This is a genomic window from Pseudomonas putida (assembly GCF_030159595.1).
In the GTDB taxonomy this organism is placed as follows: Bacteria; Pseudomonadota; Gammaproteobacteria; order Pseudomonadales; family Pseudomonadaceae; genus Aquipseudomonas; species Aquipseudomonas putida_AC.
In genome coordinates this window covers 208,319-221,028 of the sequence record NZ_BSKJ01000007.1, presented here as the reverse complement: position 1 = coordinate 221,028, position 12,710 = coordinate 208,319, and the positions used below count along the sequence as shown (strand labels likewise).

12 protein-coding genes are annotated in these 12,710 nt (G+C 61.9%); 4 read left to right on the top strand and 8 right to left on the bottom strand.

The genetic code is table 11. The features are described from left to right. Nucleotides 1-3 precede the first annotated feature (3 nt). Genes QQL85_RS17465 through QQL85_RS17455 form a run of 3 tightly spaced genes read right to left on the bottom strand, consistent with a single transcriptional unit; the run spans nucleotide 4 to nucleotide 3,903 of the window. The gene (locus tag QQL85_RS17465; protein WP_284354635.1) at nucleotides 4-1,425 is read right to left on the bottom strand and encodes a cytochrome ubiquinol oxidase subunit I; all 1,422 of its coding nucleotides are present in this window, start codon (nucleotides 1,423-1,425) and stop codon (nucleotides 4-6) included. Nucleotides 1,426-1,427: 2 nt separating this feature from the next. Then, on the bottom strand, nucleotides 1,428-1,904 hold the full coding sequence (locus QQL85_RS17460) for a DUF934 domain-containing protein (RefSeq protein ID WP_284354636.1): 477 nt from the start codon (nucleotides 1,902-1,904) through the stop codon (nucleotides 1,428-1,430). Beyond that, nucleotides 1,894-3,903 (bottom strand): DUF2849 domain-containing protein, encoded by a 2,010-nt coding sequence (locus tag QQL85_RS17455; RefSeq protein ID WP_284354637.1) that lies wholly within the window; start codon nucleotides 3,901-3,903, stop codon nucleotides 1,894-1,896. The genes QQL85_RS17460 and QQL85_RS17455 overlap by 11 nt, the downstream gene beginning before the upstream one ends. Before the next feature lie 264 nt (nucleotides 3,904-4,167). On the opposite strand from QQL85_RS17455, the gene QQL85_RS17450 reads away from it, so the two are divergent. Continuing rightward, the gene (locus QQL85_RS17450) at nucleotides 4,168-5,478 is read left to right on the top strand and encodes a PLP-dependent aminotransferase family protein (protein ID WP_284354638.1); all 1,311 of its coding nucleotides are present in this window, start codon (nucleotides 4,168-4,170) and stop codon (nucleotides 5,476-5,478) included. A gap of 40 nt (nucleotides 5,479-5,518) precedes the next feature. Here QQL85_RS17450 and QQL85_RS17445 read toward each other — a convergent pair whose 3' ends face one another. Continuing rightward, nucleotides 5,519-6,598, bottom strand: coding sequence for a helix-turn-helix transcriptional regulator (locus QQL85_RS17445; protein ID WP_284354639.1), 1,080 nt, complete (start codon nucleotides 6,596-6,598; stop codon nucleotides 5,519-5,521). Nucleotides 6,599-6,692: 94 nt separating this feature from the next. Here QQL85_RS17445 and QQL85_RS17440 point away from each other — a divergent pair, with 94 nt between their 5' ends. From QQL85_RS17440 to QQL85_RS17430, 3 genes are all read left to right on the top strand, one after another. Continuing rightward, entirely contained in the window at nucleotides 6,693-7,553 is an 861-nt protein-coding gene (locus tag QQL85_RS17440; RefSeq protein WP_284354640.1) for a hypothetical protein, read from the top strand. 1 nt (nucleotide 7,554) lies between these two features. Beyond that, nucleotides 7,555-7,746, top strand: a complete 192-nt coding sequence (locus tag QQL85_RS17435; RefSeq protein ID WP_284354641.1) for a hypothetical protein — start codon at nucleotides 7,555-7,557, stop codon at nucleotides 7,744-7,746. A 183-nt stretch (nucleotides 7,747-7,929) separates the two neighbouring features. Continuing rightward, the gene (locus QQL85_RS17430) at nucleotides 7,930-8,286 is read left to right on the top strand and encodes a hypothetical protein (RefSeq protein ID WP_284354642.1); all 357 of its coding nucleotides are present in this window, start codon (nucleotides 7,930-7,932) and stop codon (nucleotides 8,284-8,286) included. A gap of 63 nt (nucleotides 8,287-8,349) precedes the next feature. On the opposite strand, the gene QQL85_RS17425 is transcribed toward QQL85_RS17430, so the two are convergent. The 4 genes from QQL85_RS17425 to QQL85_RS17410 form a co-directional block, all read right to left on the bottom strand. Continuing rightward, a complete protein-coding gene (locus QQL85_RS17425) occupies nucleotides 8,350-8,505 on the bottom strand; it encodes a DUF2986 domain-containing protein (protein ID WP_284354643.1) in 156 nt (51 codons plus the stop codon). An 88-nt stretch (nucleotides 8,506-8,593) separates the two neighbouring features. Continuing rightward, a complete protein-coding gene (locus QQL85_RS17420; RefSeq protein ID WP_284354644.1) occupies nucleotides 8,594-11,002 on the bottom strand; it encodes a TonB-dependent siderophore receptor in 2,409 nt (802 codons plus the stop codon). A gap of 104 nt (nucleotides 11,003-11,106) precedes the next feature. Then, nucleotides 11,107-12,030, bottom strand: a complete 924-nt coding sequence (locus QQL85_RS17415) for a FecR domain-containing protein (RefSeq protein ID WP_284354645.1) — start codon at nucleotides 12,028-12,030, stop codon at nucleotides 11,107-11,109. After that, nucleotides 12,027-12,542, bottom strand: coding sequence for a sigma-70 family RNA polymerase sigma factor (locus QQL85_RS17410; protein ID WP_284354646.1), 516 nt, complete (start codon nucleotides 12,540-12,542; stop codon nucleotides 12,027-12,029). Before QQL85_RS17410 ends, QQL85_RS17415 begins: the two co-directional genes overlap by 4 nt. Nucleotides 12,543-12,710: the final 168 nt, after the last annotated feature.

Sequence of the window (12,710 nt, the reverse complement as noted above, 5' to 3'; positions counted from 1 at the left end):
CGGTCAGTCAGTGTAATTGGGCGAATGCGGATACAGCGGGTCATCCACTGCCGACAACGGGCGGGCCGGCCGCTGGTTGTCGGACACCGGCTGTTCGTGGTCGTCGTGTGCCTGCGGCCCCTTGCCGACCATGCGCAGCATGTAGACGACGCCGGTGCCGAACACCGCCATGTACATCACCACCAGCACCACCAGGCCCACCGACAAGGTCAGCGCCGAGTGGTCGGAAACAGCGTCCTTGGTTCGCATCAGGCCGTACACCACCCAGGGCTGACGGCCGATTTCGGTGACGTACCAGCCGGCCAGCAGGGCCACCAGCCCCGAAGGCCCCATCCACAGGGCAAACCGTGCCAGCCCCCGCGACGCGTACAACCGCCCACGCCAGCGCTGCCAGGTACCAACCAGGCCGAGCACGACCATCAGCAACCCCAGGCCAACCATGACCCGGAAGCACCAGAACAGGATGGTCGCGTTGGGTCGGTCTTCTTTCGGGAAGTCTTTCAACGCCGGGATCTGCCCGTGCAGACTGTGAGTCAGAATCAGGCTGGCCAGGTTAGGGATCTCGACCTTGTAGCGGGTGGTTTCTGCTTCCATGTCGGGTATACCGAACAGAATCAGCGGCACACCCTGCCCCGGCGTGTTGCTCCAGTGGCCCTCTACTGCGGCGATCTTCGCCGGCTGGTACTTGAGCGTGTTCAAGCCATGCACGTCACCAATCAGCACCTGCAGCGGCGCGGTGAACAGCAGCATCCACAACGCCATCGAAAACATCTTCTGTACTGCCGGGGTGCGGTTGCCTCGCAACAGGTGCCACGCCGCCGAGGCGCCGACGAACAACGCGGTCGACAGCATGGCGGCAGTTACCATGTGCGCCAGGCGGTACGGGAACGACGGGTTGAAAATGATGGCGAACCAGTCCACGGGCACCACCACGCCATTGATCACTTCGTGGCCTTGCGGGGTCTGCATCCAACTGTTGGACGCCAGAATCCAGGTGGCGGAAATCATCGTGCCCACGGCCACCATCAGTGTGGCGAAGAAGTGCAGACCACGGCCGACCTTGTGCCAGCCGAACAGCATCACCCCGAGAAAGCCCGCTTCAAGGAAGAAGGCCGTCAGCACCTCGTAAGTCAGCAACGGGCCAGTGATACTGCCGGCAAACTGCGAGTAGAAGCTCCAGTTGGTGCCGAACTGGTAGGCCATGACCAGCCCCGAGACCACGCCCATGGCGAAGTTGACGGCGAAGATCTTCGACCAGAAGTGGTAAAGGTCGAGGTAGGCGTTTTCCTTCTTCCACAGCCACAGGCCTTCCAGCACCGCCAGAAACGCCGCCAGGCCAATGGTGATGGCCGGGAAAATGATGTGAAAGGTAATGGTGAAACCAAACTGTATACGGGCCAGCTCCAAGGCTGTAAGGCTAAACATGGCTATGCCTCGCTCCGTTGGGAAAGACGTTGCAGCAGCGTGCGTGGCCGGGCCTGCCGATGGGCAGCTGCGGCATCCTGCCAGCGCTGCGCGGGCACGCTGGGCGAAACCAGGGCGCTGGTGAAGCCGCACTGCAGCAACATGGCGAACTGGTCAGGCAGCAATGGCCCGGCGGCACGCAGGTCGCCGGTGAACCCATGGCGCTCGCGCAGCAGCCTGGCCAAGGTGAAGCCACGGCCATCGCGTGACTTGGCGAACTCGATCACGATCAACGCCAGGTGGCCAAGCAACGCCAGCACTTGCGCCGGGTCCTGGTCGGCGCTCAGCCACAGGCCCTCGGCCGACTGACCGAAACGCATGTGGTAGTCGTCCCACTGCTGCGGCTGCAGCACGGTGTGCGGGGCGTAGGTCGGCAGCGCTTCGCTGCTCAGGTAGCGCCAGCTATCGGGCTGCACCTGGCCTTCACGATCAACGAGCATCACGTAGCACCTCCTTGAATGGCTCGATACCGACGCGGCGGTAGGTGTCGAGAAAGCGCTCGCCGTCCTCGCGTAACTGCAGGTAAATGGCAATGATTGCCTCGACGATGTCGGGCACCTCCTCAAAGGGCACCGAGCGGCCGAGGATGGTCCCGACCGCCGCGTCCTCTTCGGCACTGCCGCCCAGCGTGATCTGGTAATTTTCGTGGCCGGCCTTGTCCAGACCGAGGATGCCGATATGCGCCACATGGTGGTGCGCACAGGCATTGATGCAGCCGGAGACATTGAGCTTGAGCTCGCCGATTTCCTGTTGCCGGGCTGCGTCGAAACGCTGGGCGATGCGCTGGGCAACCGGCACCGAGCGGGCGGTGGCCAGGCTGCAGTAGTCCATGCCAGGGCAGGCGATGGCGTCGGACAACAAGCCGATGTTGCTGGTCGCCAGGCCGGCTTGACGCAGTGCCTGCCAGACGCCGTACAGGTCGCCCTGGCGGATATGCGGCAACACCAGGTTCTGCTCGTGAGAGACACGAATTTCGTTCAGCGAGTAGGCCTCGGCAAGGTCTGCCAAGGTGAGCATTTCGTCGGCGCTGATGTCACCAGGGATGCCGCCAGGTGGTTTCAGCGAGATCACCGCGCTGATATACCCACGCTGCTTGTGCGGGTGGGTGTTGGTGCGTACCCAGCTGGCGAACGCGTTGTCGTCTGCCCGTGCGCGCATGAAGCTGTCACACAACCCGGGCAATGCCTCGAAAGCCGGTTGCACGAAGCGCGCATGAATGCCTTGGACGATGGCCGGCTCCAGGTATTGGTGGTCGGCCGGCAGGCTGGCGAATTCCTGCTCGATCATCTCGATGAAACGACCAGGCTTGAGCTCGCGAACCAGGATCTTGATGCGTGCCTTGTACAGGTTGTCGCGCCGCCCCAGGGCGTTGTACACCCGCAAGATGGCTTCGACGTAGCGCAACAGTTCACGCTCCGGCAACCACTCGCGCACCCGGGTGCCGACGATCGGGGTACGCCCCAGACCACCACCGGCATACACCTGGAAGCCCACCTCACCCTGTTCGTTGCGCTGCGCAAGTATGCCGATATCATGGAAGCGCACAGCCGCACGGTCTTTGGGGCTGCCGGTGATGGCAATCTTGAACTTGCGCGGGAGGTAAGTGAATTCCGGGTGGTCGGTTGACCACTGACGGAGGATCTCGGCATGTACCCTCGGGTCGAGCACTTCATCTTCGGCGGCACCGGCAAAATGGTCGGTGGTCACGTTACGGATGCAGTTGCCGCTGGTCTGGATGCAATGCAGATCAGCATCGGCCAGTACCGACAGAATTTCCGGCGTATCCGCCAGGCGCGGCCAGTTGAACTGGATGTTCTGCCGGGTGGTGAGGTGACCGTAGCCTTTGTCATAGGTGCGTGCCACATAAGCCAGCTGACGCAACTGCACCGCGCTCAAGGTGCCATAGGGGATGGCCACGCGCAGCATGTAGCCGTGGAGTTGCAGATACAGGCCGTTCATCAGCCGGTAAACCTTGAACGCCTCTTCATCCAGTTCGCCGCTCAGGCGGCGGGCAACCTGCTGCTCGAAATGGCGGGCGCGGTCCTTGAGGAACTCACGCTCGAACGGGTCGTAGCGGTACACCCCAGCCTGCCCTGCCGCAACCGGCAGCACCGGCCGCGCGTCCTTGCCGCCTTGTGGCGAGATCCCGGCAGCCTGCTTGCCAAGGTCGCTGCGTACCGACGGTCCACGCGCGCGCAACCGCTCACGCAGGCTTTTGGGCTCGGGCTGGCCATCGACCAGCCAGGCTTCACAAGGCGTCGGCGCAACCACCTGGTTGGCCCGCACGGCAGCTTCGGCGGTGACGGTTGCCGCTATCAGGGCTTGCGCATCGAAGGTGCCGGCCTGTTCCAGTGTCTCTACCCACTCATGCCCGGCATCAAGCCAGACCACAGCCCCATCGCCTAGGCGGTTGGCGCAGATCAGATGACAGTCATTCATCGAACATCTCCATGACTGGCAGCCCGGAAGCGCTTATCGTTGCAACCCTGCGGCGCCGTTCCGGTGCACATCAAAAATACCCATACGCATTCCATCTGTATGGCTTTATTAACAACCGTATGCCATGATATTCCTATGTGTATGGACTTACAACCGGGGGATATACTCATGCCTCTTGCCGAAACGCCAAGAGAAGACGTTCAAATAGGCTGGACTAGACCTTTCAAGCCAAAGGCAGGGCCAAGATACATACAGATTGCAGACATGCTCTCAGAATCCATACAGTCTGGGATTTTGCAAGATGGCGAGCAAATCCCACCGCAGCGTGCGCTGGCGGCGCACTTGGGTGTCGACCTGACCACAGTGACCCGGGCCTACGCCGAAGCCCGCGACCGCGGCCTGATTGCCTCCTACGGTGGGCGCGGGTCGTTCATTCTGGGTGCCCGGGAAACATCCACCCCGGCAGGCGTTGACCTGACCATGAACATCCCGCCGCAGCCGGCCAATGGCTCGATGGCTCAATGGGTAAGCACCGGGCTTGAGCAGGTACTGCGATGCAACCGCATTGAAGCGCTATCGCCTTACCAGGATGAACCGGGCACCCGCTCGCTGCTGCAGGCCGCGCAGGGTTGGTTGAAGCCGGCGCTGGGTGATCTGGACAGCCGCAACTTGGCCCTGTGCTCGGGGTCGCAAGCGGCCATCTTCGCCATCCTCGGCGCCCATGCCCGCGTGGGTGACGCCGTGCTGTGCGACCCACTGACCTACCCTGGCCTGCTACTGGCCGCCCAGCAATTAGGGCTGCGCATTGTCGCGGTGGCCAGTGACGCCGACGGCATGCGCCCCGACCACCTGGAACAGGCCTGCCAAGAGAGCGGTGCACGCCTGCTGTACCTCAACCCCACCTTCCAGAACCCTACAGCGCACACCATGCCCGTGGCCCGGCGCCAGGCGATTGCCGAGGTGCTGCTAAAGTGCGGCATCACGTTGATCGAGGACGACCCCTACCGCTATCTGCTTGACGATGCGCCTACGCCCATCACCTGCCTGACCGGGGGGGCCAATACCTATTACTTGGCGTCGCTGTCCAAGTGCTTGTGGCCAAGCCTGCGCACCGCTTTTGTGCTGCCACCGCGAGGTGATGACGGCCAGGGCCTGCTAAGGGGCCTGCGCGCATCGAGCATGGGCTGTTCGGCCCTGTTGCTGGCACTGGTCGAGCAGTGGATACGCGGCGGTACCGCCAAGGCGCTGGTACAGGAAATCCAGCGCGAAGCCCGCGCCCGCCAGCACCTGGCACGCACACTGCTGAGCCATGAATTCCAGGCCCACCCAACCGGGCTGCACCTGTGGTTGCCGTTGCCGGCGCACTGGCACCAGGAACGGTTTACCCAAGCGCTGGATGATGTGGGGGTGAGTGTGGCCGGGGCGGATTCGTTCAGCGTTGCCCCGCAGGGGCCGGATGCCGTGCGTATTTCGCTGGGCGGGGCAGCGGACCAGGCCGTGCTGGGGCAAGCGTTGCGCAAGGTGGAGGGGTTACTGAAGGAAGACCGCCGCCGTGGGGGGCGGGCTTTTGTGTAAACGGCAGGTCAGGTGAGGTTGTGGGGGCGACCTGCCCCCATCAGCCTGCGTACAACCCCATGGCCGCGTGCAGCGTTTCACGAATGTGAGCCCTCAACGCCAACGGCCCGAGCACTTCGATATCGGCCGCATTGGCCATCAGGAACAGCCTCAGCCCCTGTGTGTCGTGAAGCGTGCAGGTCAGCAGCCATTTCTCACCATCGGCGACGATTTGCTGATCGTGCGCGAGCGGGTTCTCACTGAGCCTGTTGTGCAGATTGGCGCTCAGACGCAAGCTGATTGTCTCGGGCCGGTCGGTGTGAATGGTCATCAGGTCCTTCTGTGCGGCATACGAATGAACATCGTAATCCTCCGGTCCCTCGATAACGCGGCTGCCCGGCTCGACCCGGGTCACGCGATGAAGCATCAACGCGCACATCGTGCCGGGCCCGTTGCTGCTGTATTTGCCGCGCTTGCTACCCGGCGAAGGCTCTGCGCCCTCTGGCCAGGCTTCCTCCAGCACATACGCCGAGAGGTAGATGTTCGAATCCTGATGCGAAAGGGCCAAGGGTTTGAGCTGGTAGGTACACTCGACGCCTCCAGCATCACGCGGACGGTAGCCGACCTCCATTGGCGCGTTATCGAGGATAGCGAGTTGAAGCCGCTTCAAATGCTCCTCATCGACCTTACCAGGCAGTAACACGGTGAAACGCGTACCGGTAGTGATTCGCCTGGCGAAATCGATGTGGCGCCTGGCGCGGTCCTGCATGACCTGCTCAGCGTAACCGCGCAGCTTCGCGAGGGTGCCAGAACGCGAATGCAGGCCGAACCGCTCGGCATGCTGAAATATCGCGGTAAGGGTCATTGCATCCGCCGGAGGCATTGTCACCTCATGGCTTCGCCCCACAGGGCACCATAGCAACCCTCGTTTATCGTCGGGATCTGGCTTGGATACCACATATCCCCCACGCTCCAGCGCCTCCAGGTCGCGCCGGGTAACCTTTAAATCATGCCCGACATCCTCACTGTTCATTTCAAGCCATTGCAGCAGTGTCTGGTGAAGCTTTTTTGTGGACAGGCTGGTATCAGCCTGCCTGAGAATCTGACGCAGGTAGTCGCGGCGATGAAAAAGTTGAGTCATGGCTTAGATAAGGACAGGAAATGGGCCTATCGGCTGTAATGATCGTCTGGTCGGCAGGGTAAACTGCAAAAAGCCTGAACCACAGGAGCATTACATGAAGCGCCAAGACTACCTCAACCTTCCCCACGTTGCTTCCTTCATCAACTGGCTGGCCACCGAACTCGACTCGCAAACACTGTTCCGCCACCAGTATGTCGAGCGCCGCTCGAGAGAGAGATGGCAGTGTCAGTCGCTGTACAACGCCTTTGAAGCCTACCGGTGGAACCACCCTGGCAATGAGCGCCTGGGCTTCGCAGCGGGTGGCTGCCCCACCAGCAATGGCATTGCACTGGCGGCGCTGCGCCAAGACCTGCTCGCTGCAACTCACGATGATGCACTGATGCTGCAAGCAACGCGCGATGTGATGGCCTGGGGTGGCGTTACGGCTGGCAACGGCAAATGGCTTGAAGCCAATCGTGCCGGATTGAGCAGCATGATCAACAGTGTGCAGCAGGCGATCGACAATGGCGATCATGGGCAACCTGTGTTTCGCGCTCGGCACTTTCGCTTCAACTCGGGCATGACCAAGGTTTACGCGCTGCTCTGCGATAACTTTCTGATCTACGACTCGCGCGTCGCTGCCGCACTTGGCTGGCTGGTGGTCAAATATTGCGACGCTCACAGGATTGCCAGCGTGCCTGAAGCCTTGTGCTTCCCTTGGGCTGCAGCAAAAGAAGGTAAAGGTGCCAGCGCACCGAAGCGCCGCAATCCTGGCGTGGGTGCACTCACGTTCAAGCGCCTGCGCACGGGCACCCACCATGTGAAATGGAACCTCCAGGCCAGTTGGCTACTTGGCGCAGTCCTGGCTCACCCCAAGGCCGCGACCAGCCCATTCAATTGCCAAATAGGTGAACATGCCCCATTGCGTGCACTGGAAGCCGGCCTTTTCATGATCGGATATGACCTGGGGGCGTGACATGGACGACAAGGAGCCGGCAGGTGAAGAACAGCGGATGGCTCACGGCGATGATCAGGAGGAAGCGCCCGAGTACAGCCCCGCCTTTGCACGCATGATCATTGAAACCTCCCATGACACCTTTACCGAGATGGATCCAGACGCGCTGATCATGCTGCTTGAGCAAATGCTGCAGAACGCCCGCGCCAAGTGACGGGGGTAAGCAGCGCAGGCGCGTCAGGTGTGTGCAAATGTTCTACAAGTTGTTGCCGCAGCGAACTTTTTCTCGATGGCGGGTCTATTTCGCAGGCACAGAAAGGTAGCGGCTCGCGAAACAAGGTTCGCCCCACACCTGCTGGCCAGATGGCTCAATTGTTATCAGAGGTTGGCTTCGCTCATGAAAATACATGTCGCAAGGTTGGTGCTGCTCGGCCTGTTCTCGTTCGCGGCAGTGGGTTCGGCATCGGCAACACAAATGAAAGCACCGGTGGTGGCGACCCCGGCGGTTCAGTCACCGTTGCAACCTGTCGGCAACCCCTGGTCGAGCGTGGCCAATGTAGCCGTCGAACAGCCGGCCACGCTGCTGGCGCACGATGACGACCGCTGGCATGACCACCGAAGCGACTGGCGCCGTGAGCAGTGGCGGCGTGAACAAGCCCGACGGGACTGGGAACGCCGCCGTGACTGGGAGCGTCGCCATGAACGGGCGATGCACCAGCGTCACTATGACGACCACCGTTACTACCGCCGCTAAAGCCGACGCGATCCCTGTAGGAGCGGCCCGCTCGCGACACAAGGCCGCGCCTACACGTCCGTTTCAGTCGGCCAGCTGAGGGCTGTCCCCCGCCGCCTCGGCCTCCATCTTCAGGCGGTCTGCCTTGCAGATGTACTTGGGCTTGCGCGGCGCCAGTTTGGCATTGGCCTTTTTGGCATGCGCTTCCAATAGCTGCTTGATCTTCTTGCGACGGTTCATTTATCCACGCGGCCTGTCAGTGCGGTTTTTACTGACAACATCATACCCGTGCAGGCTGCGCATTGCGCACCTTGCGTCAATTCCTGGCTCAGAAACTGTACTTGGTACTGAACATCACATTGCGCGGCTCGCCATAGAACCCGGTGTAGAAGGTCGGGTCCAGCGCGCTGAGGTATTGCTTGTCGAACAGGTTGTTGACGTTCACGGTCGCGGTCAGGTTCTGGCTCACGTCGTAGCGCGCCATCAGGTTGAACACTGCGTAATCGTCCTGGGTCGCCTTGACCGTATGGCCGATCTGCCACGGTGCATCGGTCAGGCTCAGGCCGCTTTGCCAGTTCATGCCGCCACCGACCGTCAGGCGATTGAGTTCGCCCGGCAGGCGGTAGGTGGTCCACAGTTTGACCATGTTCGCCGGTGCGATGGTGTTGATGCGCTCGTGGTCCGCATCCTTGGTCAGGCTGTGGCTGTAGCTTGCGGTGACGTTCCAGCCGGGCGTGATCTCGCCGAAGATTTCCAGGTCGATACCGCGTGTGGTGGCACCGGACACCGCCTTGTAGGCGCGCTCACGATCAGTCCCCTCGACGAAACCGCCACTGAGCACGCCCAGGTTGTCCTGCTTGATCTGGTAAAGGGCAATGGCCGTGTTGACACGCCCGTCCAGCAGCTCGCTTTTCAGGCCGATTTCATAGTTGTCGCCTTCGCGCGGCTCCAGCGTGGCGCCACTGCTGTCGCGCAGCGACTGTGGTTTGTAGATCTTGGTGTAGCTGGCATACACCGAATGCTGCGCATTCAGGTCGTAAACCACGCCCGCGTAGGGCGTGACAAAACCGGACTCACGCGTTGCCTGATGGTTGGTCGAACGGGTGTAGGGCGCGTTGTAGATGGCTTTTTTCTTGTAGCTGTAATCGCCGACACGCGCGCCCAATATCAGTGACAGGTCGTCGGTCGGCTTGAAACGCGCCACCATGTACGCGGCATCCTGGCGGATGGTGGTGTCATCGTTCATCAGCTTGCCCACCGAGACCGGGCGGTCGGTGTTGTTGTCCCAGTCGTAGATATTGACCGGCTTCAATTCCAGGTCATCGTCGTCCGGGTTGCTGTAGTCGTGAAACTCCGAGCCGCTCACGCCGACCAACAGTTCGTGCTGGCGCCCCAGCAACTGGAACGGCCCCTGAACGATGGCATCTATACCCAACTGACGTTGCGAGCCATAGCCATCACCGCCATACAGGTAAGCCCCCTCCCCGGTTTGCTTGTTGGGGAAACCGCCACTGGCAGACGCCAGCGAGTAATCACGGGTGCTGTACATGTTGTTTACCGACACCTTCAGCTTCCAGTCGTTGACCAGGCCCTGCTCCAGGGTGGCGAAGGTATTGAGGGTGTTTTGCTGGCGATAGCTCCAGCGCGAGGCGGCATTGGTCGAGCGGGAAAAGTCGGTCTGCTCGCCGTCATCGTAGAACAACGGGAAGCTGGCGAACGAAACCCCTCTAGGGTCGTTCTTCTGGTAATCGAAACCAACCGTCAGCAGGGTACTGTCGGTGAGGTCCGCTTCAAGGATGCCGTAGTAGGTCTGCTTTTCCTGCTGGTAATGGTCGATGTAGCTGTTGCCTTGCTGGTAAGCCACCACGGCACGGCCACGCAGGCGGGCATCGGCGGTCAACGGGCCGGATACATCGACTTCGCTGCGATAGGTGTCCCAAGACCCCGCCCCGGCGCTGACCGAGCCGTGGAAGTCCGCCGTCGGCCGCTTGCGGATCAGGTTGACACTGCCCGAGGGGTCGCCGGCCCCGGTCATCAGGCCGGTGGCGCCCCGAACGATCTCGACCCGGTCATAGATGGACGTGTCGATCATGCTTTGCGGGCTGGCGCTGGTTTGCACGATCAAGGTGGTGGGAATACCGTCGAACTGGTAGCTGTCGATCGAATAGCCACGCGAGTAGATGTTGACCCGCTCGCTGTCGATGTTCTGCACGTTCAGGCCAGGGGTTTGCTTGAGCACGTCACTGAGGGTGTTCAACTGCTGGTCTTCGATGCGCTGGCGGGTCATCACGCTGACGGTCTGCGGGGTCTCGCGCAGCGACAGCCCCAGCTTGGTCGCGCTGTTGCTGGAGCCGGTGGTGTAGGCGCCGGTCCCTTCCGTGGTGGCACCCTGGCCCGCTGCATTGATGGTGGTAGCGCCCAGCTCCATGGCCCCACTGTTGTCTGCCCTGCCCAGCACATAGCGCTTCTCGCCAGCCTGCACCACGCGCAGGCCGCTGCCTTGCAACAGGCGGGCGAAGCCTTGTTCCAGTTCGTAATCACCTTGCAGGCCAGGGGAGCGCAGGCCGTCAGTGTCTTGCGAACTGAACGTGATCATCACCCCACTCGCGGCGGCGAACTGGCTGAGTGAAGCCGCCAGGCTACCCGCCGGGATGTCGTAGGCGATGGCCCAGGCGGGCGTCACCACCCACAACGAACCGGTCAGGCCCAGGGCAAGAAGAGAGGGGCGTATGTGCATGTAGAGGATCCTGTACAAGGTTGGCAATAGCTGCGTCTGATGCGCATGTGCAGGTAGAGCCGAAACAGGAAATGAAATCTGTTACCCCTCCATGCAGAAAATTTTCAGGCCGCTTTGCCTTCGACCCGCACCCAGTAGCGGGTCAGGCGGCGTACCCGCACAGGCAGGGAGTCTTCAAGGTTGGCCAGGACACCCTCGCTGTCATCCAGCAGGAACGTGCCCGACAGTCGCAACCCGGCAACCTCCGGCGCACAACCCAGGTAACCCGGTCGATAGCGGGACAGTTCGGCCAGTACATCCGCCAACCGCCAGTCGACCACCACCAGCATGCCTTGCGTCCACGCCGAGCCTTGCGCCACGGCCGGCAACAACGGCCCGAGCGTGTCAGCGGTAAAACTTGACGCCTGCCCTGCTTCAATACGCAAGATTTGCCCAGTGGCCAGTCGCGGCTGCACCTCGACCGCATGGGCTTCGACCGTGACCCGCGAGATGCCTGCGCCCTGGCGCACGGTAAAGCGCGTGCCCAAGGCCAGCACACGGCCTTCGGCGGTTTGCACGCTGAGCGGACGCGCATCCTTGGCCGTCTCGACCAGAACCTCGCCCTGTCGCAACAGGATCAGGCGCTGCAGGCCGTCGAACTGCACATCCACCCGCGAATCGGTACCCAGCACCAGCCGGCTTCCATCGACCAGGGTGAAGTGGCGACGCAGCCCCACACCCGTGCTGTAATCTGCGCGCCAGGGCGAGACTTGATAGCCCCGCCAACCGACTACCCCCACCCCCAGCAGCAAGGCCAGCATTTTCATCGCTGCGCGACGCTGTTGCCGCGCCTGTTCCAGGGTTGCGCCCGCAAGGCCTGCCGGGGCCTGGCCCAGGCGCTGTTGCAATTGCTCGATACGCTGCCAGGCGCGGGCATGCTGCGGGTCCGCCGCCAGCCAGGCACGCCACTCACTGCGTGTGCTATCGCTGGCAGCGCTGTCATGCAACCTCACATACCAGTCCACCGCCTGGGCCAGGACACGCTTCATGTTTCATCCAGCAGCAGGCAGTGCATCAGGCCCCTGGCCAGGTGCTTGCGAACCGTGCTGACCGAAACCCCGCAGCGTTCGGCGGTTTTTTCGTAACTGAGCCCGTCAAGTTGCACGGCGAGAAAAATCTGCCGGGTACGCGCGCCCAGGCCATCGAGCAGACGGTCGATGGCCAGCAGGCTGTCGAGGATCAGTGCGCGGGTCTCCGCCGAAGGCGCATGCAGTTCCGGGCGCGACATGAGCGCATCGAGGTAAGCCTGCTCCAGGCTGCGGCGCCGATACAGATCAATGACCAAGCCACGCGCAATGGTCGCCAGGTACCGGCGGGGCTCCTGCAAAGTGCCGGATGACCGGGCCAGGAGCACACGGACGAACGTGTCCTGGGCAAGGTCCGCCGCATCGGCGGAGTTACTCAGCCGATGGCGCAACCAGCCATGTAGCCAGCTGTTGTGGTCACGATAAAGTGCGTGCAGATGCTCATGGGGTGCTGCGTCGGAGGCCGTTATGGACATTCCCTCTCCCTGCTGGCGGGCGATGCAAATAAGAATTCATCTCGATTGTATTGACAAGCCTGCGCCTTGGGAAGCCAGCATTGACGCCATGTTCATCGCCTTGTTGACGTTATTTTCACAGTCCGCAGATTAGCGTCACACCCTTTCTGGCCACAGCACATCTGCTGG

What these genes read in the sequence shown, in the direction of transcription:
- QQL85_RS17460 (WP_284354636.1), bottom strand. Translation starts at nt 1,904, where the DNA reads ATGCTCGTTGATCGTGAAGGCCAGGTGCAGCCCGATAGCTGGCGCTAC.
- QQL85_RS17440 (WP_284354640.1), top strand. Translation starts at nt 6,693, where the DNA reads ATGAAGCGCCAAGACTACCTCAACCTTCCCCACGTTGCTTCCTTCATC.
- QQL85_RS17435 (WP_284354641.1), top strand. Translation starts at nt 7,555, where the DNA reads ATGGACGACAAGGAGCCGGCAGGTGAAGAACAGCGGATGGCTCACGGC.
- QQL85_RS17420 (WP_284354644.1), bottom strand. Translation starts at nt 11,002, where the DNA reads ATGCACATACGCCCCTCTCTTCTTGCCCTGGGCCTGACCGGTTCGTTG.
- QQL85_RS17415 (WP_284354645.1), bottom strand. Translation starts at nt 12,030, where the DNA reads ATGAAGCGTGTCCTGGCCCAGGCGGTGGACTGGTATGTGAGGTTGCAT.
- QQL85_RS17410 (WP_284354646.1), bottom strand. Translation starts at nt 12,542, where the DNA reads ATGTCCATAACGGCCTCCGACGCAGCACCCCATGAGCATCTGCACGCA.
- QQL85_RS17445 (WP_284354639.1), bottom strand. Translation starts at nt 6,598, where the DNA reads ATGACTCAACTTTTTCATCGCCGCGACTACCTGCGTCAGATTCTCAGG.
- QQL85_RS17430 (WP_284354642.1), top strand. Translation starts at nt 7,930, where the DNA reads ATGAAAATACATGTCGCAAGGTTGGTGCTGCTCGGCCTGTTCTCGTTC.
- QQL85_RS17450 (WP_284354638.1), top strand. Translation starts at nt 4,168, where the DNA reads ATGCTCTCAGAATCCATACAGTCTGGGATTTTGCAAGATGGCGAGCAA.
- QQL85_RS17455 (WP_284354637.1), bottom strand. Translation starts at nt 3,903, where the DNA reads ATGAATGACTGTCATCTGATCTGCGCCAACCGCCTAGGCGATGGGGCT.
- QQL85_RS17465 (WP_284354635.1), bottom strand. Translation starts at nt 1,425, where the DNA reads ATGTTTAGCCTTACAGCCTTGGAGCTGGCCCGTATACAGTTTGGTTTC.
- QQL85_RS17425 (WP_284354643.1), bottom strand. Translation starts at nt 8,505, where the DNA reads ATGAACCGTCGCAAGAAGATCAAGCAGCTATTGGAAGCGCATGCCAAA.